The 25134-nt window shown below is 72.8% G+C and carries 20 protein-coding genes; 12 read left to right on the top strand and 8 right to left on the bottom strand.

What is annotated here, in order from left to right; all coding sequences use genetic code 11:
- Positions 1-71 precede the first annotated feature (71 nt).
- Together ACIA8R_RS18575 and ACIA8R_RS18570 are read left to right on the top strand one after the other, a co-directional pair.
- On the top strand, positions 72-1241 hold the full coding sequence (locus ACIA8R_RS18575; protein WP_397039386.1) for an aromatic acid exporter family protein: 1170 nt from the start codon (positions 72-74) through the stop codon (positions 1239-1241).
- Between the two features lie 63 nt (positions 1242-1304).
- Positions 1305-1886 (top strand): GNAT family N-acetyltransferase, encoded by a 582-nt coding sequence (locus ACIA8R_RS18570; RefSeq protein ID WP_397039385.1) that lies wholly within the window; start codon positions 1305-1307, stop codon positions 1884-1886.
- 7 nt (positions 1887-1893) lie between these two features.
- Here the strand turns inward: ACIA8R_RS18570 and ACIA8R_RS18565 are convergent, their stop codons facing one another.
- Positions 1894-2490 (bottom strand): TetR/AcrR family transcriptional regulator, encoded by a 597-nt coding sequence (locus tag ACIA8R_RS18565; RefSeq protein WP_397039383.1) that lies wholly within the window; start codon positions 2488-2490, stop codon positions 1894-1896.
- 86 nt (positions 2491-2576) lie between these two features.
- Between ACIA8R_RS18565 and ACIA8R_RS18560 the strand changes: the two genes are divergently transcribed.
- Positions 2577-3602 (top strand): hypothetical protein, encoded by a 1026-nt coding sequence (locus ACIA8R_RS18560; RefSeq protein ID WP_397039381.1) that lies wholly within the window; start codon positions 2577-2579, stop codon positions 3600-3602.
- A gap of 74 nt (positions 3603-3676) precedes the next feature.
- Entirely contained in the window at positions 3677-4579 is a 903-nt protein-coding gene (locus ACIA8R_RS18555; protein WP_397039380.1) for an aldo/keto reductase, read from the top strand.
- Positions 4580-4657: 78 nt separating this feature from the next.
- Here the strand turns inward: ACIA8R_RS18555 and ACIA8R_RS18550 are convergent, their stop codons facing one another.
- The 3 genes from ACIA8R_RS18550 to ACIA8R_RS18540 all read right to left on the bottom strand — a co-directional run bounded on the left by ACIA8R_RS18550 (position 4658) and on the right by ACIA8R_RS18540 (position 11656).
- Complete coding sequence (locus ACIA8R_RS18550) at positions 4658-5083, bottom strand: nuclear transport factor 2 family protein (protein WP_357697160.1); 426 nt, start codon at positions 5081-5083, stop codon at positions 4658-4660.
- A 143-nt stretch (positions 5084-5226) separates the two neighbouring features.
- A complete protein-coding gene (locus ACIA8R_RS18545; RefSeq protein WP_364087547.1) occupies positions 5227-6717 on the bottom strand; it encodes an alpha/beta fold hydrolase in 1491 nt (496 codons plus the stop codon).
- Positions 6718-7087: 370 nt separating this feature from the next.
- A complete protein-coding gene (locus ACIA8R_RS18540; protein ID WP_397039378.1) occupies positions 7088-11656 on the bottom strand; it encodes a CHAT domain-containing protein in 4569 nt (1522 codons plus the stop codon).
- Positions 11657-11724: 68 nt separating this feature from the next.
- On the opposite strand from ACIA8R_RS18540, the gene ACIA8R_RS18535 reads away from it, so the two are divergent.
- On the top strand, positions 11725-12078 hold the full coding sequence (locus tag ACIA8R_RS18535) for a hypothetical protein (RefSeq protein WP_397039377.1): 354 nt from the start codon (positions 11725-11727) through the stop codon (positions 12076-12078).
- Positions 12075-12857 carry a hypothetical protein gene (locus ACIA8R_RS18530; RefSeq protein WP_357697168.1) on the top strand — a complete coding sequence of 261 codons (783 nt, stop codon included), beginning with the start codon at positions 12075-12077 and terminating at the stop codon, positions 12855-12857. Before ACIA8R_RS18535 ends, ACIA8R_RS18530 begins: the two co-directional genes overlap by 4 nt.
- On the opposite strand, the gene ACIA8R_RS18525 is transcribed toward ACIA8R_RS18530, so the two are convergent.
- The 3 genes from ACIA8R_RS18525 to ACIA8R_RS18515 form a co-directional block, all read right to left on the bottom strand.
- Positions 12850-14160, bottom strand: coding sequence for a TolB family protein (locus ACIA8R_RS18525; protein ID WP_397039375.1), 1311 nt, complete (start codon positions 14158-14160; stop codon positions 12850-12852). The genes ACIA8R_RS18530 and ACIA8R_RS18525 overlap by 8 nt on opposite strands.
- Complete coding sequence (locus ACIA8R_RS18520; RefSeq protein ID WP_357697172.1) at positions 14157-14657, bottom strand: SigE family RNA polymerase sigma factor; 501 nt, start codon at positions 14655-14657, stop codon at positions 14157-14159. The genes ACIA8R_RS18525 and ACIA8R_RS18520 overlap by 4 nt, the downstream gene beginning before the upstream one ends.
- A 186-nt stretch (positions 14658-14843) precedes the next feature.
- On the bottom strand, positions 14844-15062 hold the full coding sequence (locus ACIA8R_RS18515) for a hypothetical protein (protein WP_364087540.1): 219 nt from the start codon (positions 15060-15062) through the stop codon (positions 14844-14846).
- 481 nt (positions 15063-15543) lie between these two features.
- Here ACIA8R_RS18515 and ACIA8R_RS18510 point away from each other — a divergent pair, with 481 nt between their 5' ends.
- From ACIA8R_RS18510 to ACIA8R_RS18490, 5 genes are all read left to right on the top strand, one after another.
- The gene (locus ACIA8R_RS18510; RefSeq protein WP_397039373.1) at positions 15544-16863 is read left to right on the top strand and encodes a cellulose binding domain-containing protein; all 1320 of its coding nucleotides are present in this window, start codon (positions 15544-15546) and stop codon (positions 16861-16863) included.
- 388 nt (positions 16864-17251) lie between these two features.
- Complete coding sequence (locus ACIA8R_RS18505; RefSeq protein ID WP_357697178.1) at positions 17252-18262, top strand: ketoacyl-ACP synthase III family protein; 1011 nt, start codon at positions 17252-17254, stop codon at positions 18260-18262.
- Positions 18259-18510: a phosphopantetheine-binding protein gene (locus ACIA8R_RS18500; protein ID WP_357697180.1), complete on the top strand. Its 252-nt coding sequence runs from the start codon at positions 18259-18261 to the stop codon at positions 18508-18510. The genes ACIA8R_RS18505 and ACIA8R_RS18500 overlap by 4 nt, the downstream gene beginning before the upstream one ends.
- Positions 18511-18529: 19 nt before the next feature.
- Positions 18530-19573, top strand: coding sequence for a ketoacyl-ACP synthase III family protein (locus ACIA8R_RS18495; RefSeq protein WP_357697182.1), 1044 nt, complete (start codon positions 18530-18532; stop codon positions 19571-19573).
- 49 nt (positions 19574-19622) lie between these two features.
- Positions 19623-23402: a type I polyketide synthase gene (locus tag ACIA8R_RS18490; protein ID WP_397039371.1), complete on the top strand. Its 3780-nt coding sequence runs from the start codon at positions 19623-19625 to the stop codon at positions 23400-23402.
- 82 nt (positions 23403-23484) lie between these two features.
- Here ACIA8R_RS18490 and ACIA8R_RS18485 read toward each other — a convergent pair whose 3' ends face one another.
- Entirely contained in the window at positions 23485-24399 is a 915-nt protein-coding gene (locus ACIA8R_RS18485) for a LysR family transcriptional regulator (protein WP_397039370.1), read from the bottom strand.
- A gap of 169 nt (positions 24400-24568) precedes the next feature.
- Between ACIA8R_RS18485 and ACIA8R_RS18480 the strand changes: the two genes are divergently transcribed.
- Positions 24569-25099, top strand: coding sequence for a hypothetical protein (locus ACIA8R_RS18480; RefSeq protein ID WP_364087527.1), 531 nt, complete (start codon positions 24569-24571; stop codon positions 25097-25099).
- Positions 25100-25134 lie beyond the last annotated feature (35 nt).

The raw sequence follows: 25134 nt of genomic DNA, 5'->3' as shown, positions 1-25134 counted from the left end.
CGGGGGAGTGCTTGCGGCTCGTCCTAAATGTGAGTAAATGTCACGTCATGTGGGGTGGCTGGGGTGACCGGATGTCCGCGGCTGTCAGGCGTGAGGTGTCGTACGTCCGGGGGCAGGCCGCCGGGCTGGCCAAGCCCGGGTCGTACCAGCGGCTGCAGGCGCTCCAGATCGCCAAGGCGACGCTGGCGGCGGTGCTGGCCTGGCTGACGGCCAGCAGGCTGCTGGCGCTCGGCGCCACCTGGATCGCCCCGGCCACCGCGGTGATCATGGTCCACGCCACCGTGTACCGCACCCTCACCAACGGCCTGCGCCGCGTGGCCGCGGTCGGCGCCGGGGTCATCCTGGCCGGCGGCATCGGGCACCTGCTCGGCCTGGGCGTGCTCAGCCTGGTCCTGGTCGTGCCGCCCGCCCTGGTCGCCGCCCGCTGGCACCGCATGGGCAACCACGGCTCGGACGTCGCCACCACGGCCGTGCTGCTGCTCTCCTTCGCCGCCGCCTCCCAGGAGCGCTACCTGCTGGCGTACGTGCTGGCCACGGCCATCGGGGCGCTGAGCGGGGCGTTGGTCAACAGTGTGTTGTGGCCGCCGCTGTACCGCGACCGGCCCGGCGCCGCCGTCCGCCGCCTGGCCCGCGAGACGGCCGCCCTGCTGACCTCCGTCGCCGAGGGGTTACGGGACGAATGGAACCTCTCGGCGCTGCCCGACTGGGAACGCCAGGCCGTCCGGCTGGACGAGCGCCTGGCCGACGCGGCCGCCGCCGTGGCCGACGGCGCCGAGAGCCGCCGCTACAACCTGCGCCACAGCCTTCATCCGGCCGCCGCCGCGCAGGACCACGACCATATCCTGCGCCGGTTGACCACGCTGGCCGCGCACGCGCACACGATCGTGCACGCGCTGTCCCACCTCGAACACCACGACGGGCCCTCGACCGACGTCAGCCCCGACTACGCCCGCGACTACGCCGACCTGCTCGATCTGCTGGGCGACGCCCTGACCGCCACCGTACGCCGGGACCCGGACCCGTCCAGGGCGCGCACCCTGCTCGGCCGGGCGGAGGCGCAGGCGGGCCGCATCCACGAGCAGATGACGACGGAGATCCAGAAGGGCGAGGTCGTCCATCCGGCGGGCTGGGCCCTGAGCGGCAGCCTGCTCACCGACGCCGAACGCATCCTGGCGATCCTGACCTCCGTCCTGGCGGACACCCCCGGCAAGCCTCCTGCCACACCCCCACCCAACCTCTGACCACCGCCGTCCTCCGGGAATCGGTTTGCCTCGCGCGTCCGTCGCCCGGCACACTCGGGAGCCATGGTCATCAGGTCGTTCCCCGAGCCCGACATCCCCCTGGAGCTGCTGGCCCAGGTGCGCGACCTGCAACGGGAGGCCTGGCCCGGCCACTCCTTCCCCGCGCCCGACGGCGGGGGCCCCTCCCACGACCCGGCCCTCGCCCCCCGGTCCATGATCCTTCTCGACGGGGACACGGTCGTGGCCGCCCTGGACATCCTGTCCAAACCCCTCACCCACGCCGGCCACCGGTTCCGCGCCGCCGGTCTGAGCACCGTGGTGACCAGGAAGGCGGCCCGCGGCCGGGGACACGGCCGCCACCTGGTGACCGCCGCGCACGAGGCCATCGCCGACGCGGGCTTCGACCTGGCCCTGTTCACCTGCGACCGCCCGCTCCAGGGCTTCTACGAGAGCGCCGGCTGGTCGATGATCCCCGGCGCGGTCCTGGTCGGCGGCACCCCGCAGGCGCCGTTCCCCAGCGACCAGCCCGGGTTCGACAAGGTCACCATGGGCGACTTCCTCTCGTCCGAGGGGCGGGCGCGCCGGCTGTCGTTCCACCACGCGCGCATCGGCCTCCACCCGGGAGAGATCGACCGGCTCTGGTGAGCCTTCCTCACGCGCCCTGACGCCGCCGGACCAGCGGCAGGAAGACCTGGTCCACGATCTCCACGAGCACGTCGTCCGGCGCGCTGGGCGCTCCCCGCACCACGAACTCGTTGCGCAGCAGCACGATGGCCACCGTGGCGACCCGCGGGCGCAGCGCCTCGGGGGCGGCCTCGCCGCGGGCCACCGCCCGTTCGAGGACGGCCAGCCAGGGCGCGGCCATCGCGTCGTCCGACTGCTCCTGAAGCTGGGCCAGGAGCTCGGCGGCGCCGCCGGCGGCGGCGATCAGGTCGCGCAGGATCGCGCCGAGGGGCGAGCTCCAGTAGCGGTTGGCCCGGCGCAGCAGCTCCAGGACGTCGCCGCGCAGCTCCCCGGTGTCGGGCGGCGAGACCGTCGTGGCCAGCCGTTTGTAGGCGGCGACGCCGAGGGCCAGGCGGTTGGGCCAGCGGCGGTAGATGGCGTTCTTGTTGGTACCGGCGCGGGCGGCGACCTTGTCCATGGTCAGCCCGGCGTACCCGGACGCGGTCAGCTCGTCGGCCGCCGCGCCGAGGATCGCCTCCTCCAGTGCGGCGCCGCGCCGCCGCGTCCGCCCGCTCGCCTCGGTCATCGCCCGCCCTCCTCGGCCTGAGGGTACTGACCGTACCGCAAGTCGGTTAAGGTACGTTCAGTACCGTAAATGGAGAGGACGCGATCATGCGAGCCAAAGGCATCAGCTACGACACCGGCTTCGTCGTCAACGGATCGATCGGCCACCCCGGGTTCGACCCCGACGTGGTGGCGCGCGAGATGCGCGTCATCCGGGACGACCTGCACTGCACGGCCGTCCGCGTCATGGGCGGTGACCCCGAACGCCTGGAGATCGCCGCCGGCCATGCCGCCGACCTCGGCCTGGAGGTCTGGTTCTCGCCCTACCCGCTGGAGCTGACCGAGGAGGAGATGCTGGCGCTGTTCGCCGACTGCGCCGAACGTGCGGAACGGATCAGGCGGCGCGGCGCCGAGGTCGTCTTCGTCACCGGGGCCGAGCTGTGCCTGATGAACAAGGACTTCCTGCCCGGCGACGACATCGACGAACGGGTCGCCCTGCTGAGCCGTCCGGAACGGGTGCGCGAGCTGGTCGGCGGGGTCGGCGCGCGGGTCAACGACTTCCTCGGCCGGGCCGTGGCCGTGGTGCGCGAGCGGTTCGGCGGCCGGGTGACCTACGCCTCCGTGCCGCTCGAAGCCGTCGACTGGACGCCCTTCGACCTCGTCTCCGTGGACCTCTACCGGTCGGCCGAGATCGCCGGCGTGTTCGAGCAGGGCGTGCACACCCTCGTCGCGCAGGGCAGGCCGGTCGCGATCACCGAGTTCGGCTCGGCGACGTACCGGGGCGCGGGTGACCGGGGCGCGCTCGGCCTGGAGATCGTCGAGTACGAGAAGGGCACCCGCGCACCCCTCCGGCTGACCGGCGAACACGTCCGGGACGAGGACGGCCAGGCCGCGTACGTGCGCGAGCTCCTGGAGATCTTCGACGCCGCCGGCGTGGACGGCGCCTTCGTGTTCACCTTCGCGCTGCGCGACCACCCGCACCGCCCCGACGGCGACCCGCGTGACGACCTGGACCTGGCCTCCTACGGCATCGTCAAGGTGTACGAGGACCGCCTCGGGACCGCCTACCCCGGCCTGCCCTGGGACCCCAAGGCCGTCTTCGCCGCCGTCGCGGGCCACTACGGCGAACACTGACCTCACCTTCCGGTTCGATCACCCCGTGGAAAGGCTTGGCAGATGCACCACCCATCGATCTTGAGGACGGTGACGTGACCCTCCCGACCGCGATCCTCGGCCGCACCGGCCTGCGCGTGAGCCGCCTCGGCTACGGAGCCATGGAACTGCGCGGCCCCGGCGCCTGGGGCCCGCAGGTGACCGACGACGCCGCCCGTACCGTGCTGAACGAGGCCCTCGACTCCGGGGTCGACCTCATCGACACCTCACCCGACTACGGCGACGCCGAGGAGCAGATCGGCCGCTGGATCGCGCATCGCCGCGACGAGTTCGTCCTGGCGAGCAAGTGCGGTTGCCCGCCTCCGGGCGGCGACCCGGCGCACGTCTACACGAGGGCGAACGTCCGCGCGGGGGTCGAGCGGAGCCTGCGCCGGATGCGCACCGACCGTCTCGACATCCTGATGGTGCACCTCAGCCCGAGCGTCGCCGTGATGGAGGCCGAGGACACCGTCGCCGAGATGCGGGCGCTCCAGGACGAGGGCAAGATCCGCTTCACCGGCATGTCGGGGGAGTTGCCCCACCTTCCCGACCACATCGCGACGGGGGCGTTCGACGTGTTCCTGCTGCCGTACTCGGCACTCGACCGTTCCCACGAGCGGCTGGTCGGGGCCGCCGCGGCGACCGGGGCCGGGACGGTGGCCCGCGGCTCGGTGGCCCGCTCGCTCGCGCCGCCGCCCGAGGCCGTGCCCGAGCCGGTGCGCCGGCCGTTGGCCGAGCGCCACGCCCGGCTCGCCGCCGCCCGCCTGGACGAACTGGCGGACGGCGCGCCGGTGACCGAGATCCTGCTCCGGTTCATCCTCGGGCATCCGGACCTGCACTCGGTGATCGTCGGCTCGGCCCGCCCGGAACACCTGCGGGCCAACATCACCGCCGCCCGCAAGGGCCCCCTCCCCCCGGACGTGCACGCCGCCGTACTCGACCGCCTCGGCCCGGAGTAGGGGACGTTCGGACGGTGACGAGCCGGCCGCCTGCCTGCCGGCTCCTCACCCGGGCATGTCCTGGCCGGGGCGGCGAGGTCAGCCGCGCTTGGCGGACGGCCAGCCGTGGCCCCAGCCACCCTGGACCATGGTCTGGAACGCCCAGCCTTCCTCGGTGCGCACCAGCAGGTCGGCGTAGTGCATGTGGTGCTCCTGCCCCTCGATCGTCATCGTCGCCTCGGTCTCCACGACGACCAGGTTGGGGCTGAGGAAGCGCGGGGTGCGCGTCGAGCGCAGGCCGAGCCCGGCGGTGCCGCCCCCCATCGACTCCTTCATCGCCTCGACGTACTCGTCCCGGGTCCATTGGCGGACGCTGGCGTGGCCGTCCGGCACGTCGGTGGCCACGTTCATGGGGAAGACCGCCAGGTCGGCCAACTTCTCGATCTCGCCCTGCTCGGCGCGTGCGTCGTAGTCGGCGAACCAGTTCTCGACGCTCTTCAGTTCCTCGGCGCTCGGCTGGTGCATGCTGCCCCTCCACTCGTATCGTACGACGTACCGTACACCATACGGGATCGTGGTGCGCACGCCACCCCAGCGGCAGTTCGTCAAGGATGCCTGGGTGCCGGGCCGAATCGTGTCGGCCCGGCACCTTCACACTGCTGTTCCGCCTAGCCCTGGGGCTCTTCCGCCGGGCAGCGGTTGCCCTTGACGGGTACGGTCGGCGAGATCAGGTAGTTGTCCATGGCGACCGTGGTGCACTCGGTCATGCCATAGACGCCGTGGCCCCAGCCCTCGTAGGTGAGCAGGGTGGCCTTGGAGCCGAGCTGCCGGGCCACGTTGGCCGACCACTCGTACGGCGTCTCCGGGTCGTGCCTGGTGTTGGCCACCAGCAGCTGCGTGGTGCCCCGGTACCGCAGCGGGTGCTGGGGGTTGTTGACCGGGTGGCCCTGGCAGATCGGCATGTCGCCCATCGGCATCGGGTTGTACCGCATGTCCGGGGCGACCGCGTTGGAGGCGCGCATCACCTCGGCGTACTGGTCGTAGCCCCGCAGGGACAGGTTCCAGTCCTGGCACAGGATCGCTGTGGGCAGCTCGGCGTACTGGCCGTTCACGGGCCAGTTGCCGGGAGGGCCGGGCATGTCGTCCGGCACCGGACCGCCGTCCAGCGCGCGCAGCACCGCGGCCTCCTGCCGCCAGGAGGGCGCCTCGTTGAGCACGACGCCCAGCCACATCAGGTTGTGCGCGCTCACCGGACGGCCGTCGCCCGGCCACAGCAGCTCGCCCCGGTCCGCCTTCTCCAGCAGGCCCTTCCACAGCGCCCGGATGTCGCGACCGTTCAGGACGCACTCGCTGTCGCGTTCGCACCAGGCGATGAACTCCTGGAAGCTGTCCTGGACGGCGGCCGCCTCGGTGACCTGGAACGCCTTGACGTCCAGGCTGTGGTCCATGTTGCTGTCCAGCACCATGGCGCGGATGCGGCCGGGGAACAGCTCGGCGTACATCTGCTGGGCGAGCGTGCCGTAGGAGACGCCGTAGGAGGTCAGCTTGTCGTCGCCGAGCGCGGCACGGATGGCGTCCATGTCGCGGGCCACGTTGGCCGAGTCGAGGCGGTCGTACAGCGGGCCGGTGAGCTTGCGGCAGTCGGCGCGAAGCCTCGCGTCGTAGGCGACCCACTTGAGGTAGTCGGCCTGGCTGGTCATGACCGGGTTCGGCATCTGGTTGTACACCGAGGCCGAGCAGGTCACCGAGCCGCTGCGGGCGACGCCGCGGGGGTCGTAGCCGACGATGTCGAACCGTCGCTGGATCTCCTGGCTGAAGCCGGAGGGGCGAAGGATGTCGTTCACGCCGGAGTTGCCGGGCCCGCCGGGGTTGCTCAGCAGGGAACCGATCCGGGCGGCCGGGTCGGTGGCCTTGCGGCGGGCCAGGGCCAGGTCGACGGTGGGGCCGTCGGGCCTGGACCAGTCGATGGGCACGGCCAGCGTGCCGCACTCGACGGTTGGTTCCTCCTCGCACGGCCCCCAGGTGATGCCGCGCTTGCCGACGGCATCCGTGACGTCCTGCCCGGTCACCACCGCGCCGGCCGTCCCCGCCATCGGGACGGTTAACAGCGTCGTCACCATCATGAGGGCGGCGGCGAGCAGGGGAGTTCTTCTCAGCACATTGCTCCTATCGTCGATCGGCACGTTGATCGGCAGGGCTGCTCGCACGGCACACGATCGGGTCCTGGGCTCGCCGTACCGGACGGCCGCGCGGGGACAGGATCAGACCCCCGTCGAAGGTCCCCGGACCGTGAAGCACCCCTTCACGCCTCAGCGGCCCATGGCGGGGCCGCCGTCGCGCCTTTCCTTGATCATCAGTACGGAATCTAACAGGCGAAGGCCGCGCCGGTGGACATTACGCCAGAACTTGGACAAATGTGAGCGCCGCCATAGTGGCCGGGCTCCGGGCGAACCCCGTACGCCCTACCTTTCACGTCGGCCTCGACGGCCGTGGCCAGACGCGTTTTCGACGCCGTCGAGCCGCCCGCGATCACACGCCGAGGTGGACGTAGGGCGCCCAGAACAGCGGGCTGCCGAAACGGGGTGTCCCGCGCAGCCGGGTGACGGCCCGGTGCAGCGCCACCGCGGGATCGGCCGCGCCCGCGGCGAGGACGGCGTACACGTCCGCGGCCACCTCGGCGGCCGAGGCGTCGTACATCGACCAGAGGGTGCCGATCACGTTGCGGTAGCCGGCGAGCTGGAACGCCGCCGCCAGGTGGATGGCCTCGTCGGTGAGCGCGGTGTCGCCCTGAGCGGTCTCGCAGGCCGACAGGAAGGCGAGGTCGCCGCCGTCCACGCCGACGCTGGTCAGGTCGAGCACGGTCAGGTCGGCGTCGTGCAGCACGAGGCGGCTGGCGGACGGTTCGGCGTCGTCCTGGTCGCCGTGGCAGGCGAAGTGGACCCACGGGTAGGCCGGGATGGCGTCCAGGACGGCGCGGCGGGTGGCGGCCGGACCCTCGAACACGACGGCCCGCGGTCCCAGGGCGTCGCGGACGGCACGCACCTCCGCGGGGACCTGCGGCAGGTCCGCGTACCCCCCGCCGGGGCGCGCGGTCGCGGCCAGCGCGGCCACCAGCACCGGCGCGGACGGCGGCGCGGCCGGTGTGGACCTGGCCCGCAGCAGGGCCTGGAGGGTGGGCGTGTAGGAGGACACGACGTGGTCGCCCACCCAGGGCCCGCCGTCACGGTGGCGTCCGGCGGCGTGCAGCGGCAGGGCCGCCAGCGGGCCGGTCGGGCACCACCACAGCCTGGGCGGGTCGCCGCCCGGGGCCGCGAGCAGGCCGAGCTCGTGGAGCACCGGGCGGGTGACGGCCTCCCACAGCCATTCGAGGGTGGCCAGCACGGTCTGGTTCGCGGAGATGCGCGCCGCCCTGCCGCCGTGCGCCGCGCCGAGCGTGCGGCGCACCCCCTCGGCCCGCCCGGCGGCCTCCTGGTGGCTCAGCCGCGGCAGCGGCAGCACGCGCAGCCCGCCGGAGGTGAGGAGCAACGCGTCGCAGCGCCGCCGGTCCACGTTGACCATGACGACCGGCCCGCGGTCGGCCGCCGCGCTCAGGGCCGCGAAGTCGGGGGGCCGCAGGAACGACGCGAAACCGGGCAACTGCCTGATCTGATCGCACAGCTCGGCGAAACGGGCCGTGGCCTCGCGCCGCAGGTCGGCCTCGGCCCGCCGGGCGGGACGTCCGGCCGAGCCCAGCTCGTCCGGCTGGAGCGGCTCGCCGGCCGGCGGCCTGTCCAGGACGGCGCTCACCTCGTCGAACTCGGCGGCCGGCCCGGGATGGCGGGCACGCAGCTCGCTGCGGTCGCTCCTGGTCTGCAGGAGCTGGGCCCACAACACGCTGCGGCCCTGTTCGAGCAGCTGGACGGCGGACCTCGGCGAGCCGGCCACCAGCGCGGCGGCGGCCGCCTCCGTGGCGAGCCCGGTCGCCTGCCTGAGCTGGTTCTCCTGGGAGCCGCGGTCGAGGCCGCGCCAGGCAGCGAGCGGCAGCAGCTCCTGCACGCACACCCGGTACTGCTCCAGCGCCTCGGCCGGGCGGTCGTGGTGCAGGTTGTAGCCGGCGTAGATGCGGGTGTTCGCCAGGCGGGACAGGACGTCGCCCGAGGTGACGCCGGCCGAGAGCCTGAGCGCGGCCATGGCGCGGTCGCGGTCGCGACGGCGGTGGCGGCGTTCGTACCTGATGTTCACGGCCAGGCCGAGCTGGGCGGCGCGGGCGGCCAGGAGGGGGTCGTCGGGTGCGGTGGCGGCCACGGACAGCTCAAGGTGGCGGATCGCGGCGCGCAGGTCGCGCATCCGGTCCGTACGCCAGAAGCGCAGCAGGCTGCCGTGGCCCACCACGTGCTGCTGGCTGGCCCACGACGGGTCGTCCTCAGGCGTGGCGGCGAGCCCCTCGCGCCCCAGGCGGACGATCTCCTCCAGGTCGCCGGGGTTGTCGTCGTCGTAGCGGCTGACGTACAGCAGCGACAGGCCCTTCGTGAGGACCGGCCGGTAGGAGTGGCCCGGCGGGAGCGCCTCCAGGGCCTCGCGGCCGGCCTCGATCGCGGCGTCGAGGTCGCCGGGCCGCCCGCGCGCGTCGGCGCGGCGGCGCAGCACGCCCGCCTTGTGGTAGAGCATCGGCGCCCGATGCCGGTGGTCGCCGGTGGGAGCGGCCAGGGCCTGCTCGATCGTCTCGACCGCCTCGTCAAGGTCCTCCAGGTCGCCGCGATGGTCGGCGCGCTTCCACAGGCCGCCGCTGAGTGCGTGGAGCGCGGGCCCCCGCAGCGGGGAGTGCGGCGGCAGCGCGCCCAGCGCGGAGCGGGCGACGTCGACGCACCGGTCGAGGTCGCCGACGTCGCCGCTCATCGTGTAGCGCTGCGACAGCGCGACGGCGAGCTGCACCTGGCAGGCCGGCCGTTGCGGATGGCTTTCGGGGAGGTCGGCGAGCGCCGCGGTGACGGTCGTGACGGCGGCCTCGACGTCGGCCCGCCCGCCGGTGCGCTGGCCGCGCAGCCGCAGCGCCTCGGCCAGGCCGAGCACGGCGTTCACCCGCACGGCTCCGTGCACCGGCAGCCGCAGTGTCTCCTGCCCCGCCGCGATCGCCTCGTCCAGGGCGGCCGGGGACCCGGTCCACTCGGCGTGCGCCGCCAGGGCGTGCGACAGCCCGCTCAGGACGAAGGCCCGGTTCGGGTGGCCGTCCGGCAACTCCGGCAGGGCGCGCCGGAAGGCGGTGATCGCCTCGCCGACCGCGCGGGTGTCGCCGGTCAGCCGGAAGCGCTGGGACAGGGCCTGGCCGAGCGCGAAGTACGCGGTGAAGCGCTGCTCGCCGGGCAGGGCCGCGCGCCCGGCCCGGCGGGCCAGGTCGAGGGCGGCATCGACGCCGGCACCGACGCCACCCGACTGCGCGGCGCGCTCCTGCAGGACCAGGCTGAGCTCCGACTCGAACAGGGCGCGGTGGGGGTGGTTCGCGGGCATGGTGGCGAGCGCCGCCCGGTAGGCGTCGGCGGCCGTGTCCAGGTGGGCCGGGTCGCCGTCCCGCCGGTGGAGGCGGGTGAAGGCCATGCCGCGGACGTGCTCGACGAGCCTGCGGTCGGAGTGGCCGGGCGGGATGAGCCGGCCGGCGTCGGCGACGTGCGCCAGGGCCTCGTCGAGGACGGCCGGTTCGCCGGTCACGTCGTGGAGGGCGCACCGGGTGAGGGCGAGCTGCACGTGCACGTGGCCGGTGATCGGGCCGTCGCTTCCGAGCTGGTCGGTGAGGATGTCGGTGGCGCGGTCGAGGTCGTCGCGGTCGCCGCGGACCGCGTAACGGGCGTACAGGGCTCCGGTGAGGGTGAAGCGCAGGGGGAGGAGCCGGTCCTCGTCGTGGCCGGGCGCGGCCAGGACCCGGTCGGCCTGGGCGATGGCCGCGTCCAGCTCCTCCCGGCCCGCGGCGATGGCCCGCATCATCCTGGCCTCGGTCCGGCTCACCTCGTCCCGCAGGTCCTCGCCCGTCGGCAGGTCGGCCTGGTCGCCGGTGACCGAGAAACGGGCGGTGGCCGCCGAGTGCAGCTCCTCGCGCAGCTCCTGGTCGCCCGGCCGGTCCTGGAGGAGGGCGCGGACGCGGGCGATGAGCTCGTCGACGTCCTCCAGCCGCGGCCCCCGGGCGATGCGGTTCCACAGCAGGTTGCGGAGAACCCGGTCGGCGAGCCCTTCGATCGCCGACAGGCCCGGCCGCGGGTCGCCGAGCGTCCGGAGCAGGACGCTGATCGCGTCGTCCCGGTGGCCGGGCAGCTTGGTACGGCTGAACCGGGCGTACAGCATCAGACCGTGTTGGAGCAGGACGATACGGCGGCCGGGCAGGTCCTCGGGCAGCGTGCCGGCCAGGGCGGGCAGGCCGGTGAGCAGCGTGTCGAGGTCCTCGGGGCGTTCCAGCAGGGCGTACCGGTTGCCGATGACCGTCAACCGCCCGATCTCGTACCCCCAGCGCTGCGGGCCGGTCGCCGGGAGCAGCGCGAGCGCGTCGTCCATCGTCTCCACCGCCGCCTCGGCGAGCGCGGGGTCCTCGGCCTCCGTCGCCCGCCCGCTCATCGCCAGGGACAGCCTGCTCAGATCGGCCGCCCGGTCCAGGTCGGTGTCACCGTCCGGGCGGCCCAGGGTGACGGCCCGGCGGCACAGCTCCAGCGCCTCGGCCAGGTCCCCGGGCCCTCCTCCGCCCATCAGACGGCGTCTGGCGACGGCCAGCCCCAGCTTCGACAGCGCCACGGCCGAGCCGGGTTCGAGCTCCACCGCCTGGCGGTACCAGGCGATCGCGGCGTCCACGTCGGCCGGGGCGCCGGTGACGTCCCAGGTCGCGACCAGCGCGTCGGCCGCGACGACCAGCTCCTTGAGGCGTTCCCGGGGGACCGCGGAGGGGTTCTCCAGCGCCGCCCCGCACACGGCGACGGCCCGGTCCAGGTCCTCCCGCGCGCCGGTGCGGGAGTGGCGCATCAGCAGCGCCCTGGCGTACGCCGCGCCGCCTTCACCGGCGTACAGATCGACGGCCCGGTCGAGGGCGTCCCGGTCGTCCTCGCGCTCGTAGCGGGCCAGCAGCTCGGCCGCGTCGGAGTCCATGTCCTCCCAGAGCGGGCGGGGCCGTCAAGGGATACCGGGGACGCCCGTCGTCGTGGACGATGTGGGGCATGACCGAGGACGAGGCGCGGGCGTTCCTGTGCGCCGAACTTCCCTCCCTGCGCCAGGAGGCCGCCGCCGGCGGCTGGACGGCGGCCCTGGCCGATGCGCTGACCGTGCTCGACGAGGGCGGCACCGCCCTCGACGTGCTGGCCCTGCTCGATCCCGCCCCGGCGGACGACGCCGACGAGGAGGTGCGCGGTGACCTCCAGCCGTACCTGCTGTTCGGCGCCGCCGGGCCCGAGCTGCACGGCGTGTACGTCTGCCCCGACGGCTGGTGCGGCCGCCGGGCCGGCCGCGACGCCAGGAACCGGCCCCCCGTCTGCGGCCTGCGCCGCCGGCCCATGCGCTTCACGGAGTCGTGACCGCCGTGCTCGACGGGCTGCTCACCGAGGTGGGCAAGAAGGCCACCGAACGCTGGCTGTCCCCGGCCTGGCCGCTCGGCCTGTGCTTCGCGGCGGCCTCCTGGTGCGCGATCACCCTCGGCCACGCCCACGCGCTGGACCTGGGCCTGCTCGTCCGCCGCACCCGCGACGGCCTGACCCGGATCGGCGTCGACCCGGTGGCGCTGGTGACCGTGGGCGTGCTCGCCGTGGCGGCCGCCGTCGCGGCCGCGGGGCTGGCCCGGCTCGCGGTCGGGGCGGTGGAGCGGTTGTGGCTGCTGGAACGGCGCGGGCGCAGGCTCACCTGGCCGGGGCGGCGGCTCGCGCTGCTGGAGGAGCGGGTGCGGGCGGAGTACCACGGACTGCGGGTGTCCCTGGTGTGGCCCCGGTTGTGGGCGCTGCTGGAGGACCACCAGCGGGTGCCCGTACGGGAGGCCCGCGCGGCACTCGACACCGCCGCGCTCACCGCCGGTTGGGGGCTGCTGTACGCGCTCCTGGGCTGCCTGTGGTGGCCGGGGGCGGTGGTGGCGGCCGGCCTGCTGACCGCCGGCCGGTCGGCGGCGCGACGCCACGCCCACGCGTACGCGACCCTGGTGGAGAGCCTGGTGGACGTCCGCCAGCGCGAACTGGCCACGGCGCTGGGCGTGGAGCTGCCGCACGGCGTGATCACGGAGGTGGAGGCCGGCCAGATCAACGCCCGGCTGAACAAGGGCGGCCCCGACCTCCCGGCCCGCCGCCGCCCGGGGCGTGCCACTACTTGATCGCGGCCAGGTCCAGGACGTACATCTCGTTCTTGATCGGGTAGGTCATCAGCCGGTCGAGGCCGCCGTCGGGGTAGGCCATGCCTCCTTGCGCGTCCGGCCGCACGCCGAGGTCGGCGGAGGTGCCGGTGTCGGCGTCGTACAGCGTCAGGACGGACTGGTTCCCCGGTGCCATCAGGTCGACCTTGAAGAAGCGCTCCAGGGGCGCGTCGTCGCCCTGCTGGAAGTTGCGCGGCAGCTCACGCTCGTGGGAGCCGTCCCGGTCGCGGACGAACCTGCGCAGGATCGTCTGCACCCGCGTCGTGTCCGGGCACCGGCGAGCACCGCACCTGATCTCCTTGCCGGAGCGGTCGCGGGGGCGTTCGACCTTGACGGTCTCGTAGCGCACGGCCACGCCCGCGCACCGCTCGACGCCGCACCTGACCTCCTCGTCGGCCTTGACGACGGCGTCGCGCCGCTCACCGGTCTCGACGTTGAGCAGGTCGCGGAAGACCGCCTTCCCCTGGTGGCGGCCCACCCACGGCCATCGCAGGACGTGATACCCCTCGGTGCCCTCCACCCGCTGCGGCGAGCCACCGCTCAGGGGCACCCGGTAGACCCCGCCCTTCTCGTAGGCGAAGACCACGTCCGAGCCCGTCACTGCCAGCCCGTTGATGTGCCCCTGCTTCATGACGTCTCCGAGAGGGACGTCGGTCACCGGCCGGGGCCGGCCGCCGGTGGCGGGGACCGTCCAGATCCGGGCGACCCGCGGGCCGCCCGCCTCCTTGTAGGACGCCCACCAGACGATGTCGCCGCCACCCGCGGCGACGCCGTCGGCGAAGATCGCCGATCCCTTCGTCGGGGGGATCTCGGCGATCCGCCTGGCCCGGCCGGTGCCCAGGTCGAAGGCCCACAGGAACTGACGCCTCCCATCGCTGACGCCCGTCATGACCAGCAGCGTCCGATCGTCGAGGAGCAACTGCGGGTAGTACGCGCGCCCGTCGGGCAATCTGACCGGGATCTTGTGCACCGCCTGCGGCCACACCTTCTCGACGGGCGGCGGAATCCGGTCGGCGGGGCGGCTGGCCGTGCCGGTCGCGCCGACTGCGGGCGCCGGCTCGGCCGACGCGCCCATGGCGCTCACCGCCACGCCCACCCCGCCCGCCACCAGGACCACGGCCGCGGCCGCGTGCATGGCGGCGGATCGCGCCCGCCGTCGGCGATGGCGCGTCTTGACCGTCGCGAGCAGCCCGGCCGGCGCCTGCGGGGCACGCTGCGCCGCCCCGGACAGGACGCGGTTCAGCTGGTCTTCCAGATCGGTCATCGCATGCTCCTGTGGGACGCCGGCGCGGGGGAGAGGGCGGAACGCAGCTTGTCCAGGCCGCGGAAGGCCTGGCTGCGCACGGTTCCGGGGGAGATGCCGAGCACCTTGGCGATCTCGCTGTCGGCGAGCTGTTCGTAGTAGCGCAACACCAGCACGGCGCGCTGTCTGCGGGGCAGCCCGGCCAGCTCTTCCCAGAGGCCCTGGTCCTCGTCGGGAGGGAGGAGATCGTGGTGCCCCCGTTCCGGCGGCTCTCCGATGAGCTGCTCCCGCCTGTGCCGCCGCCAGACGCTGATGTGCAGCCGCGCCATCGTGGTCCGGACGTAGCTGTGCGGGCTGTCCTTGCGTCTCACCCTCGGCCAGGCGCCGCACAGCCGTACCAGAGCCTCCTGGACCAGGTCGGCCGCGTCATGAGGGTTTCCGGTCAGGACGTACCCGTAGCGGAGCAGCGCGTCCGTCTGCTCCGCCACGAAGTCGTCGAAGCCGGGTTCGTCATCCACGTGCAGTCCCTTCGGTAGTCACATCCCAGACGGCCGAAGGGATCAAGATGTTGCATCGCCGGGCGGGAGTTTTCCTCGGGGGCGCGGGGGCGTCGACGGCGGGCGCGGGAATGCCCCCGGACATGCCGATGACGCACGCGCCCCCGGTCCGACCCTCAGGGCCGGGGGCGCGTGCGTCTCACGGGATCAGGCGTAGAGGAAGTAGTACAGGTACCGGTCCTCCCACTGGCATGAATAGTCGTCCCACCATTCCTGGGTGACGCCGTAGGTTCCGGTCCGCTCGCACTCCGCGTGCTCCCTGAAGACGCCGGCCAGTCTTTCGGCGTGCGCCGGGGCGGCCCCGATCGTCAGCGTCACTCCAAGGGCCATGACGGCTGAGACGAGAACAGCGCGTGCCTTTCGCATTCGTCCTCCTGCGGCTGGGGAGATCATGACGCAGGACATTATCACCCACCGCGCCGGAGGGATTGTCCCGACGGAATCGGCCGAGGGCGGCCATGAAACTTTCATCGGCGTTGCCATGGAACGACGCACAGAGTTGGGGCTGCTGTCAATTGCGGAGCCGGACGGCCGTGAAAGGCCTCGTCGGTGCGTATCGGGCCGCCTGGGCGTGGCATGGATGCTCTGGGGCCGTCTCCGCGCCTTACGCCCCCAAAGTACGATTTATGCCGCTTTTTCGTTTGAAGGGAAACGAAACCAAGAAAACTTTGACCATCGTCGCGGACGTGTCATATCGTCTCCCCGCCCATATCGATGTGAGCCGCGACACTCGAGCACGACGTTGTTCTCGCAGGCACCACCGTCGGCGTGCTGATCACGGCTGCCCCGGACGAGACGCGCACGGCCACCGGGAAGCGGCGACCATCCGACCAACCGGAGTCGCACCATGCAAGCTCGCATCCGCACGGCCTGGCTCGTCGGCCTGATGATGACCGTGCTGGCCGCCGTCGGTGTGCCGGCGGCCTTCGCGCCGCCGGCTCAAGCCGCGCAGACGATCACCAACATCGCGTACGCGCCCGCACAACCGGCCGGCAGCAAGGGGCACCTTCTGGACCTCTACCTGCCGTCCGCCGGCCTCACCCCCCGGCCGCTGCTGATCTGGCACACCGGCTCGGCGTGGAGCAGCGACGACGGCAAGGCCGGCGCGGACGCCATCGCGGCGATCTACAACCCGCTGGGCTTCGCCGTGGCCGGCGTCAGCGTCCGGTCCAGCTCCCAAGGGATCTTCCCGGCCCAGGTCCACGACATCAAGGCGGCCATCCGCTGGCTGCGCGCGAACGCCGCCACGTACCAGCTCGACCCCAACCGCTTCGCGATCATGGGCGACTCCTCGGGCGGCTGGCTGACGGAGATGGCCACCCTGTCCGGCGGCGTGTCGGCGCTGGAGGGCACCGTCGGCACGACCGGCGTCTCCAGTGCGGTGCAGGTGGGGGTCGCGTTCTTCAGCCCGACCAACTTCCTGCAGATGAACTCCCAGAACCTGCCGACCGGCGGGCTCGACCACGACTCGCCCGCCTCCCCGGAGTCCCTCCTGGTCGGCTGCCCGATCCAGACCTGCCCGGCCACCGTGGCCCAGGCCAATCCGATGACGTACGTCGACAGCAACGACCCGCCGTTGATGTTCATGCACGGCCAGGCCGACTTCCTGGTGCCGCACGGGCAGAGCGTCCTGCTCTACAACAGGATCAAGGCCCAGTGCGGTGACGCCACGTTCATCTCGGTGCCCGGCGCGGACCACATGGTCCCCCAGATCATGGACCCCGCTCATTTCGGCTCGCAGACCGTCTCCACCACCAAGAACTGCGCCGAGACCGTCGGCACCGGCACGCTGAACCCCACCTGGGCCAACTTCGCGACCTTCCTGCGCGGCGGGCTCAAGATGGGCACCTCCTGCGAGGTCACCTACCTCACCGAGGTCTGGAACGGCGCCTTCAACGGCACTGTGGTCGTCAAGAACACCGGCACGACCCCCATCAGCGGCTGGACCCTGAACTGGACCTGGGCGGGCAACCAGCAGATCACGTACGCCTGGAACTCCACGACGACCCAGACCGGCACGCAGGTGACCGCCCGCGACGACGGCAGCAACACCTACATCGGCCCCGGCTCCAGTCAGAGCCTCGGCTTCTCGGCGACTGTCACCGGGACGAACGCCATTCCCGCCCAGTTCAAACTCAACGACATCCCCTGCACGCGGGTGCCCTGAGACGACGCGCGCCGGGGCGGAGCCGAATGACGACGGCCCGACGCGCCCTCTCCTGAGGGCGCGGATTCCGGAATTGCATTCGAGAATCCATGGAGTGAAGCGGAAATGCGCATTTCCTGAATGCGCCACGTTCCGTCGATCCGCGGTCACGGAAGGTCGCGGACCAAGTTATTGCTTTATCCGACGGGCCGCCCCTATCCTTACCCCGGACGGCCCGCCGGCCCATTTCAGTTGTTTTCCCTGTCCGGCCGTGGCCGTGTGATTCCCGGAGCCGAATTGAATCGGATAAGCCGCCTTCCCCTGCCGGAGGCCGTTGCCCGGGATTCGTCGATGAGTAAGGGGACGTGTGCGTACATCCAACATGTTCGTCAGGAGCTTAGGCGTTTATGTGCCTGACAGCGTGAGCGTCGAGCAGGCGGTTCGCGAGGGCTGGTACCCGGCCGCGGAGGCCGAGGAATTCCGGCAGATCGGCGCGGCGGTGGCCGGGGACATGCCGGCGCCGGAGATGGCGCGGCTCGCGGTCCTGGACGCGTACGACCGCTGGGGCGAGTCGTCCCCGCGCGATCTGGACCTGCTGCTCTACCCGTCGGTCTGGCACCAGGGACCGAACGGCTGGCAGCCTCAGCACTACCTGCAGATGCACCTGCTCGGCGGAGGCGTGCCGGCGCACGAGATCCGGAGCGGCTGCGTAGGGATGATCAGCTCGCTCGAACTGGCGGCGAGCTACCTCCAGGCCGACGCGGGCCGGGACACGGCCGTGGTCGTCTCCTCCGACAATCACGGCACACCGCTGGTGGACCGCTGGCGGATGACCCCCGGGGCGCTGATCGGCGACGCCGCGGCGGCGATGGTGCTCGGCAAGGACTACGGCATGGCCGAGCTCCTGTCGGTGAACGTGACGGTGATCCCGGAGGCCGACGCGGTCAACGACGGCGCCTACCCCCTGTTCCCCCCGGACGCCACCGTCGGCATCGGGCTGAGCTTCGGCGACCGGCACGAGGAGTTCCGCCAGCGGCTGCTCAAGGCGCAGGGGACCGGGATCCACCTGACGATCCAGAAGACGATGATGCAGCAGGTCGAGCAGACCCTGGAGGAGGCCGGGATCGGGCTCTCCGACATCACGAAGGTGGCCTTCCCGCACGGCCGCCGCGAGGACCTGGACGGGCAGATGTCCTGGCTGGGCATCGACGAGGACCAGACGACCTGGGACTACGGGCGGCGCGTCGGCCACTGCGGCGCGGTGGACCAGTTCATCGCCTTCGAGCACCTGCTCGCGACCGGCGGGCTCGTCGCGGGCGACCACCTGCTCATGGTCGGGTTCGGCTCGGGGACGTCGGTCGCCGCGGCCGCGTTCAGGGTCCTGTCCACCTCTCCCGTCACGCGAGGAGCGCGCGCATGAGCGACATCACGCAGAGGCTGGTCGACTTCATCCAGGAGCACCTCGTCCTGGACGGCGACGACGTCAAGGTCGACGAGACGACCCCGCTCCTCGTGTCCGGTCTCCTGGACTCCCTGCGCACGGCGCGCCTGCTGAACTTCCTCCGCAAGGACCTCGGCGTCACGATCAGCGCGGCCAGGCTCGACCCCGAGAACTTCAGGGACGTCGCGACCATCGTGACGATGGTCAGAGAACTCCGATCCGCATAACCGGGACGAGGACGAAGTCATGCGGTACGCGGACACGTACATCAGCGGCGTGGGAGCCTACCTTCCCCGGACCGCCGTCAGCGTCGAGAAGGCCGTCGCCAAGGGCTGGTACCCGGCCGAAGAGGCCGAGCTGCACAACCTGGCGGGGACGGTGGTGGCCGGGGACGTGCCGGCGCCGGAGATGGCCCTGCACGCGGCGCGCAGCGCGATCAAGCGCAGCGGCCGGGCCCCCGCCGACCTGGACCTCCTGCTGTACGCCTCGACCTGGCACCAGGGACCGGACGGCTGGCCCCCGCACTCCTACCTGCAACGGCACCTCGTCGGCGGGGACGTCCTGGCCACCGAGATCCGGCAGGGCTGCAACGGCATGTTCATCGCCCTGGAGCTCGCGGCCGGCCACCTGGACGCCGCCCCCGGCCGGCAGGCGGCCCTGCTGGTCGCCGCCGACAACTACGGCACTCCGCTGATGGACCGGTGGCGGATGGGCCCCGGATACATCGGCGGGGACGCCGGCAGCGCGCTCGTGCTCTCCAAGGACGGCGGCTTCGCGCGTCTGAAGTCGGTGTGCACGACGACGGTGGCCGAGGCCGAGGAACTGCACCGGGGCAGCGAGCCCCTGTTCCCCCCGGGGGTCACGGTCGGGCGCCGGATGAGCTTCGCGGCCCGCAACGAGCAGTTCCGGCAGCAGGTCATGCCCAAGGGCGAGGCCACCGCCGCGCTGTTCAACATCCAGCGGGCGCTCATGGAGATCGTCGAGCGCGTGCTGGACGAGAGCGGGATCGAGGCCCGCGACCTCACCCGCGTGGCGTTCATGAACTACTCCGAGGAGATCGTCGAACAGCGGTGCATGGCCCTGCTCGACCTGCCCATGTCCCGCTCGACCTGGCACTACGGCCGCACCATCGGCCACTGCGGGGCCAGCGACCAGGTCCTCTCCCTCGACCACCTGCTCACGACCGGGCAGCTGGGCCCGGGCGACCACCTGCTGATGCTCGGCACCGGGCCGGGAGTGACCGTCTCCGGCGCCGTGATCAACATCATCGACACTCCCCAGTGGATCTGACATCGAAGGGAAACGAACACAGATGGTCGACACTCCGCGCGGAGCCCGGGTGGAACCAGTCGCGGTGGTCGGGATCGGATGCCGTCTTCCCGGCGACGTCCACTCGCCGGACGAGTTCTGGGACCTGCTCTGCGCCGGACGGAACACGACCCGGCCGCTGCCCGCCGAACGCTGGCGCCGCTACGAGACCCGGAGCCCCGAACACGCCGCCGCGCTGCGCGACGCCGTACGGCACGGCAGCTTCCTGAGCGACATCGAGGGCTTCGACGCGGAGTTCTTCGGCCTGTCGCCCCGCGAGGCCGAGCTGATGGACCCGCAGCAGCGCATCCTGATGGAGACCGCGTGGGAGGCCCTTGAGCACGCCGGCCTGCCGCCGCACGAGCTGGCCGGGACCGACGCCGGGGTGTTCGTCGGCGTCTGCACGGCCGACTACGGCGGCCGGCTGCTGGAGGATCTGCCCCAGATCGAGGCGTGGACCGGGATCGGCGCCGCCACCTGCGCCGTCGCCAACCGCGTCTCCTACTCCCTCGACCTGCGCGGCCCCAGCATGGCGATCGACACCGCCTGCTCGGCGTCGCTGGTCGCGCTGCACCTGGCCGCGCAGAGCCTGCGGCTCGGGGAGAGCGACGTCGCCCTGGCCGGCGGCGTCAACCTGCTGGTCACCCCCGGCCAGACCCTCACGCTCGGCACCGCCGGAGCGCTGGCCCCCGACGGGCGGTCCAAGTCGTTCGACGCCTCGGCCGACGGCTACGGCCGCGGCGAGGGCTGCGGCGTGGTCGTGCTCAAGCGGCTGTCGGACGCGCAGCGCGACGGTGACCGGATCCTCGCGCTCGTCGCCGGCAGCGCCGTGAACCAGGACGGGCACACCAACGGCATCATGGCGCCGTGCGGGGAGGCCCAGGAACATGTGATGGCCCGGGCCTGCAAGCAGGCGGGCGTCGCGCCGTCCACCGTCGACTACGTCGAGGCGCACGGCACCGGTACCCGGCTGGGCGACCCGCTGGAGGCGGGCGCGCTCTCCGCGGTGTACGGCGCCGGGCGGCCGCCCGGCGACCCGTGTCTCATCGGCTCGGTCAAGTCCAACATCGGCCATCTCGAAGGCGCCGCCGGCATCGCCGGCGTCATCAAGGCGGTGCTCGCCCTCCACCGCGGCGAGATCCCGCCGAGCGTGCTGGACACCCTGAACCCGGCCGTCGCGTGGGAAACCTCGGGCCTGCGCGTGGTGACCGAACGATCGGCCTGGCCGGAGCGTCACCACCCCCGCCGGGCGGGCGTCTCCAGCTTCGGGTACGGCGGCACGGTCGCGCACATCCTGCTTGAGCAGGCCCCGCCCGCTCCCAAGGCCGAGGGTGCGCCCGCCCGGTCGGAGCGGCTGTTCCCGCTGTCGGCCGCCTCGGAGCAGGCTCTGCGGCAGTACGCGGGCAGGCTCGCCGACCACCTCGGCGACGGGCCCGACCTGGCGTCGGCCGGGCACACGCTGGCGCTCCGGCGCACCCACCTGGCCCGTCGCGCCGTCGTGATCGGGACGGACCAGGACGAACTGGCGGCCCACCTGCGCCGGCTCGCCGACGACGCGCCGGCCGAGGCGGTCCTCACCGGGGACGTGCTGCCCGACCTCGGCCCCGGGCCGGTCTGGATCTTCTCCGGGCAGGGCTGCCAGTGGCGCGGGATGGGCCGGGAACTGCTGGCCGTGCCGGAGTTCGCGTCCGTCGTGGACGAGGTGGAGCCGATCTTCGCCGCGGAGATCGGCTTCTCGCCCCGGCAGGTCCTGGCCGACGGCGACCTCGACACGATCGACCGCGTGCAGACCATGATCTTCGTGATGCAGCTGGGCCTGGCCAGGCTCTGGAAGGCGTACGGGGTCGCGCCCAAGGCCGTCATCGGCCACTCCGTCGGCGAGATCGCGGCGGCGGTGACGGCCGGCGCGATGAGCGTCGCCGACGGCGCCCGCCTGATCTGCCGCCGCTCCCGGCTGCTGCGGCAGGCCGAGGGCAAGGGCGCCATGGTGATGGTCGACCTGTCCTTCGAGGAGGCGGCCGAGCGGCTGGCCGGCCGGGCCGACCTGGTGGCCGCGATCTCGTCGGCGCCCGGCTCCACCGTGCTGTCCGGCGACGTCGCCGCGGTCGAGGAGGTGGTGAACGAGTGGCCGGCCGAGGGCATCGTGGTGCGTCGGGTGGCCTCGGACGTCGCCTTCCACAGCCCGCACATGGACCCGCTGGCCGTCGAACTGGCCGCCGCCACCGCCGACCTGTCGTTCGGCGCGCCCCGCATCCCCATGTACACGACCGCGCTGGCCGACCCCCGGGCGACACCCGTCCTGGACGGCGCGTACTGGGCGGCGAACCTCAGGGAGCCCGTACGGCTGACCGCCGCGACGACGGCCGCCGCCCAGGACGGCCACCGCGTCTTCCTGGAGATCTCCCCGCACCCCGTGGTCGCGCACTCCGTCACCGAGACGCTCTCGGAGAACGGCTTCGAGGACGTGTACGTCGGCATCTCGCTGCGCCGGAACCAGCCGGAGCAGACGGCCTTCCTCGTCGCGGTGGGCACGGCGCACTGTCACGGCGTCGAGGTGGACTGGCACCGGCTGCAACCGGACGGCGGCCTGGCCGACCTGCCGCCGTACGCCTGGCAGCACCGCCGCCACTGGCGCGAGGCCTCCGGCGACGACGACAACCGAGGGCACGACGTGCACTCCCACACCCTGCTCGGCGCCGGGACCGGCCTCGCGGGCAGCCGGACCCGCGTGTGGCGGACCAGCCTGGAGGACGCCAACCGGCCCTACCCGGGCAGCCACACCCTCAACGGCGTCGAGATCGTGCCCGCCGCCGTGCTGGTCAACACGTTCCTGCACGCGGTCGAGGACGAGGACGTCACGCTCACCGACGTGGAGATGACGCATCCGCTGATGACCGCGGAACGCCGGCAGATCCAGGTCGTGCACGAACCCCCGGCGGTACGGCTCGCGGCCCGCACGCCGGCCGACCCCGACGAGCCCGAACCGGCCTGGCTGGTGCACGTCACCGCGGACGTGGCCGCCCCCGGCCAGGTCAAGCCCGACGTACTGCCGGACGCCGGCGCGCTCGCCCCGGTCGACCCCGGGTTCGTGCAGCAGCGGCTGGCCGCCGTCGGCGTGCCCTCGACGGGCTTCGACTGGACGATCGGGAGGCTGCTGGCCGCGCACGGCGCGCTGCGGGCGACGGTCCGCACCGGCGAGACGGAGAGCTGGGCCGCCGCGCTGGACGCCGCGATGTCCGTGGCGCCCTGCGTGTTCCCCGGCGATCCGGTGCTGCGCATGGTCGTGCACATCGACGAGGTGGTGCTGACCGGCGCGCCGCCCTCGACGGTGGTCATCGACGCGGAGATGGACCCGGCCGCCGAGGACACCGTCCGGGCGCTGCTGGCCGACGTGGACGGCCGGGTGGTGGGGCACCTCAGGGGGCTGCGCTACCCGGTGATCGACGCGCCCGTCCCGGCCGAGGAGGATCTCCGGGGGGCCGGGGAGTCGTTCGCCGGCCTGGCGCCGGAGGTTCTGCGCGACCGCGTCCTGCCCGAGGTCCGCGCGGAGATCGCGGCCGTGATGCGGCTGTCCGCCGAGGACCTGGCGATCCGTCGTCCCCTGGTCGAGCAGGGGCTGGACTCGGTGATGACCGTCATGGTCCGGCGGCGTCTGGAGAAGCGCTTCGGCTGCCGTCTCCCCGCGACGCTGCTGTGGCAGCAGCCCACCATCTCCGCGATCGCGGACCACCTGGTGACGCTTCTCGCGACCCTCGAACCGGCCCCGGCGACGGAGCCCGTACCCGAGAGCCTGCCGGTGGTCGGAGGCTGAACCGGTGGGCCGGGCGGCCCTCGGACCGCCCGGCCCACCGCGCCCGCCCCACTCGCCCGCCTCCGTACGACCCGCTTGCGGCCTACTGGCCGGTCGAGTGGTCCGTGCGTCGGGCGGCGGCCTGGCGGATGAGGTCGGCGAAGGCGCGGACGGCGGGTGTGTCGCGGGCGGTCGGCCAAAGGATGCCGTACTCGATCGGCGGGGCGTCGTCGAGGGGGACGTGGACGATGCCCGGGTGGGCGAAGTAGGGGGCGGCCCACAGGCAGGTGGGTGAGACGCCCTTGCCGCTGCTGACCAGCGGCAGGATCTCGTGCCAGTAGGTGGCGACGGGCCCCCTCGGTACGGCCCGGCCGGACGGGGTCGCGGACGGGTAGTGGTGCTCGTGCCAGTAGGCCGGGACGGCGCCGCCGCCCACGGTGATCATCGGCTCGGCCGCGTAGTCCTCCAACGAGACCGAGGCACGCTCGGCGAAGGGGTGCCCGACCGGGACGATGAGCGCGCGGGGCGCGCTGAAGACGACGGGGCCGACCGTGACGTCGGGTTCGTCGATCGGGAGCTCGGTGAGCTGGAGATCGAGGGCGCCGGCGCGCAGCGGGCCGAGGGGATCGTAGAGCTGGACCTCGGTGACCTGCACCTGGGCGGCCGGGTTGCGGACGTGGAGCAGGTCGGCGGCGGCGATGAGGATCTCGGCGCACCAGGGGGCGGAGTAGCCGGTGCGGAGCGTGCCGGTCAGGCCGCGCGCGGCGACGCGGGCCTCGGCGACGGCCCGCTGGATCTGCCGGTGGCCGGGGAGCAGTCCGTCGCGCAGTTGCCGGCCGATCGGGGTGAGCGTGACGCGGCGGCTGGTGCGTTCGAACAGCGGGGCGCCGATGGTCCGCTCCACCTTCTTGATGATCTGGCTGATGCGGCCCTGGGCCAGCCCGAGCCGTTCGGCCGTACGCCCGAAGTGCAGCTCCTCGGCCAGCGTCAGGAATGCCTCGATCTCTTGCCGTTCCATCGCCTTTACCTCGATCGATAAGTTTGCATCACCGATTCTGCCGCAGATCGTCCTTGTTCCGGACAGCGGAATCTTCGATTGTGGATATGCCGGAACGACGTCGACACGTCCGGCCCGATCCCCTTTCGCGTGCGTCCCTCGCGGAGCACTGCCACCGGACAGGAATCGTATGACCCTCTCCGTCACATCTCCTCCCCATCTGACCGCGCTGCGACGGCATTTCGCCGACCTGCGCGACCACCTCCATGACCGGCCACCGGGCCGCCCGGCCCGGACCCGGCAGGACCAGGATCTGCTGTTCCTGCGAGCGGTGCCGCTCATCGATCCGCACGCCCGCCGGGCCCTGGAGGAGCTGAACACCCACCTGCTCCTCGAAACCGGGCTGACCAGCGCCACCGGCGTGCGCCGGACCCTCGAACGCGGCCTGGACGCCCTGTGGGAGCTGTCCTGGCCGGCGCAGCGGGCCGCCGGCGTGAACCCCGTCCGCCTGCACGCCTTCCACGGCGCCGGATTCCACCTCCCGCACCTGCAGGGCGGCACCGTCGGCCAGTGGCCGCTGAACGTCACGACCGAGGACGACGCCGCGGCGGAACTGCCCACACTGCGGGCCATCGCCTCCGCAGACCTGCACAACCTCGTCTTCCAGAGCGACCTCGGGATCATCCCCGCCCTCACCGGGCCGGCCCCGGACCCGGCATAACCCCGGCCGCACCAATCGACCGATCAAGGAGCAAG

It is taken from the genome of Nonomuraea sp. NPDC051191 (assembly GCF_044455665.1).
Classification (GTDB): domain Bacteria; phylum Actinomycetota; class Actinomycetes; order Streptosporangiales; family Streptosporangiaceae; genus Nonomuraea.
Note: the sequence above shows the minus strand (reverse complement) of the source record. Positions and strands in the feature narration are given on the sequence as shown.

Coding starts and splice junctions, on each gene's coding strand:
- ACIA8R_RS18535 (WP_397039377.1), top strand. CDS start 11,725: ATGACCGAGGACGAGGCGCGGGCGTTCCTGTGCGCCGAACTTCCCTCC.
- ACIA8R_RS18540 (WP_397039378.1), bottom strand. CDS start 11,656: ATGGACTCCGACGCGGCCGAGCTGCTGGCCCGCTACGAGCGCGAGGAC.
- ACIA8R_RS18525 (WP_397039375.1), bottom strand. CDS start 14,160: ATGACCGATCTGGAAGACCAGCTGAACCGCGTCCTGTCCGGGGCGGCG.
- ACIA8R_RS18565 (WP_397039383.1), bottom strand. CDS start 2,490: ATGACCGAGGCGAGCGGGCGGACGCGGCGGCGCGGCGCCGCACTGGAG.
- ACIA8R_RS18570 (WP_397039385.1), top strand. CDS start 1,305: ATGGTCATCAGGTCGTTCCCCGAGCCCGACATCCCCCTGGAGCTGCTG.
- ACIA8R_RS18560 (WP_397039381.1), top strand. CDS start 2,577: ATGCGAGCCAAAGGCATCAGCTACGACACCGGCTTCGTCGTCAACGGA.
- ACIA8R_RS18480 (WP_364087527.1), top strand. CDS start 24,569: ATGACCCTCTCCGTCACATCTCCTCCCCATCTGACCGCGCTGCGACGG.
- ACIA8R_RS18550 (WP_357697160.1), bottom strand. CDS start 5,083: ATGCACCAGCCGAGCGCCGAGGAACTGAAGAGCGTCGAGAACTGGTTC.
- ACIA8R_RS18500 (WP_357697180.1), top strand. CDS start 18,259: ATGAGCGACATCACGCAGAGGCTGGTCGACTTCATCCAGGAGCACCTC.
- ACIA8R_RS18510 (WP_397039373.1), top strand. CDS start 15,544: ATGCAAGCTCGCATCCGCACGGCCTGGCTCGTCGGCCTGATGATGACC.
- ACIA8R_RS18515 (WP_364087540.1), bottom strand. CDS start 15,062: ATGCGAAAGGCACGCGCTGTTCTCGTCTCAGCCGTCATGGCCCTTGGA.
- ACIA8R_RS18485 (WP_397039370.1), bottom strand. CDS start 24,399: ATGGAACGGCAAGAGATCGAGGCATTCCTGACGCTGGCCGAGGAGCTG.
- ACIA8R_RS18495 (WP_357697182.1), top strand. CDS start 18,530: ATGCGGTACGCGGACACGTACATCAGCGGCGTGGGAGCCTACCTTCCC.
- ACIA8R_RS18575 (WP_397039386.1), top strand. CDS start 72: ATGTCCGCGGCTGTCAGGCGTGAGGTGTCGTACGTCCGGGGGCAGGCC.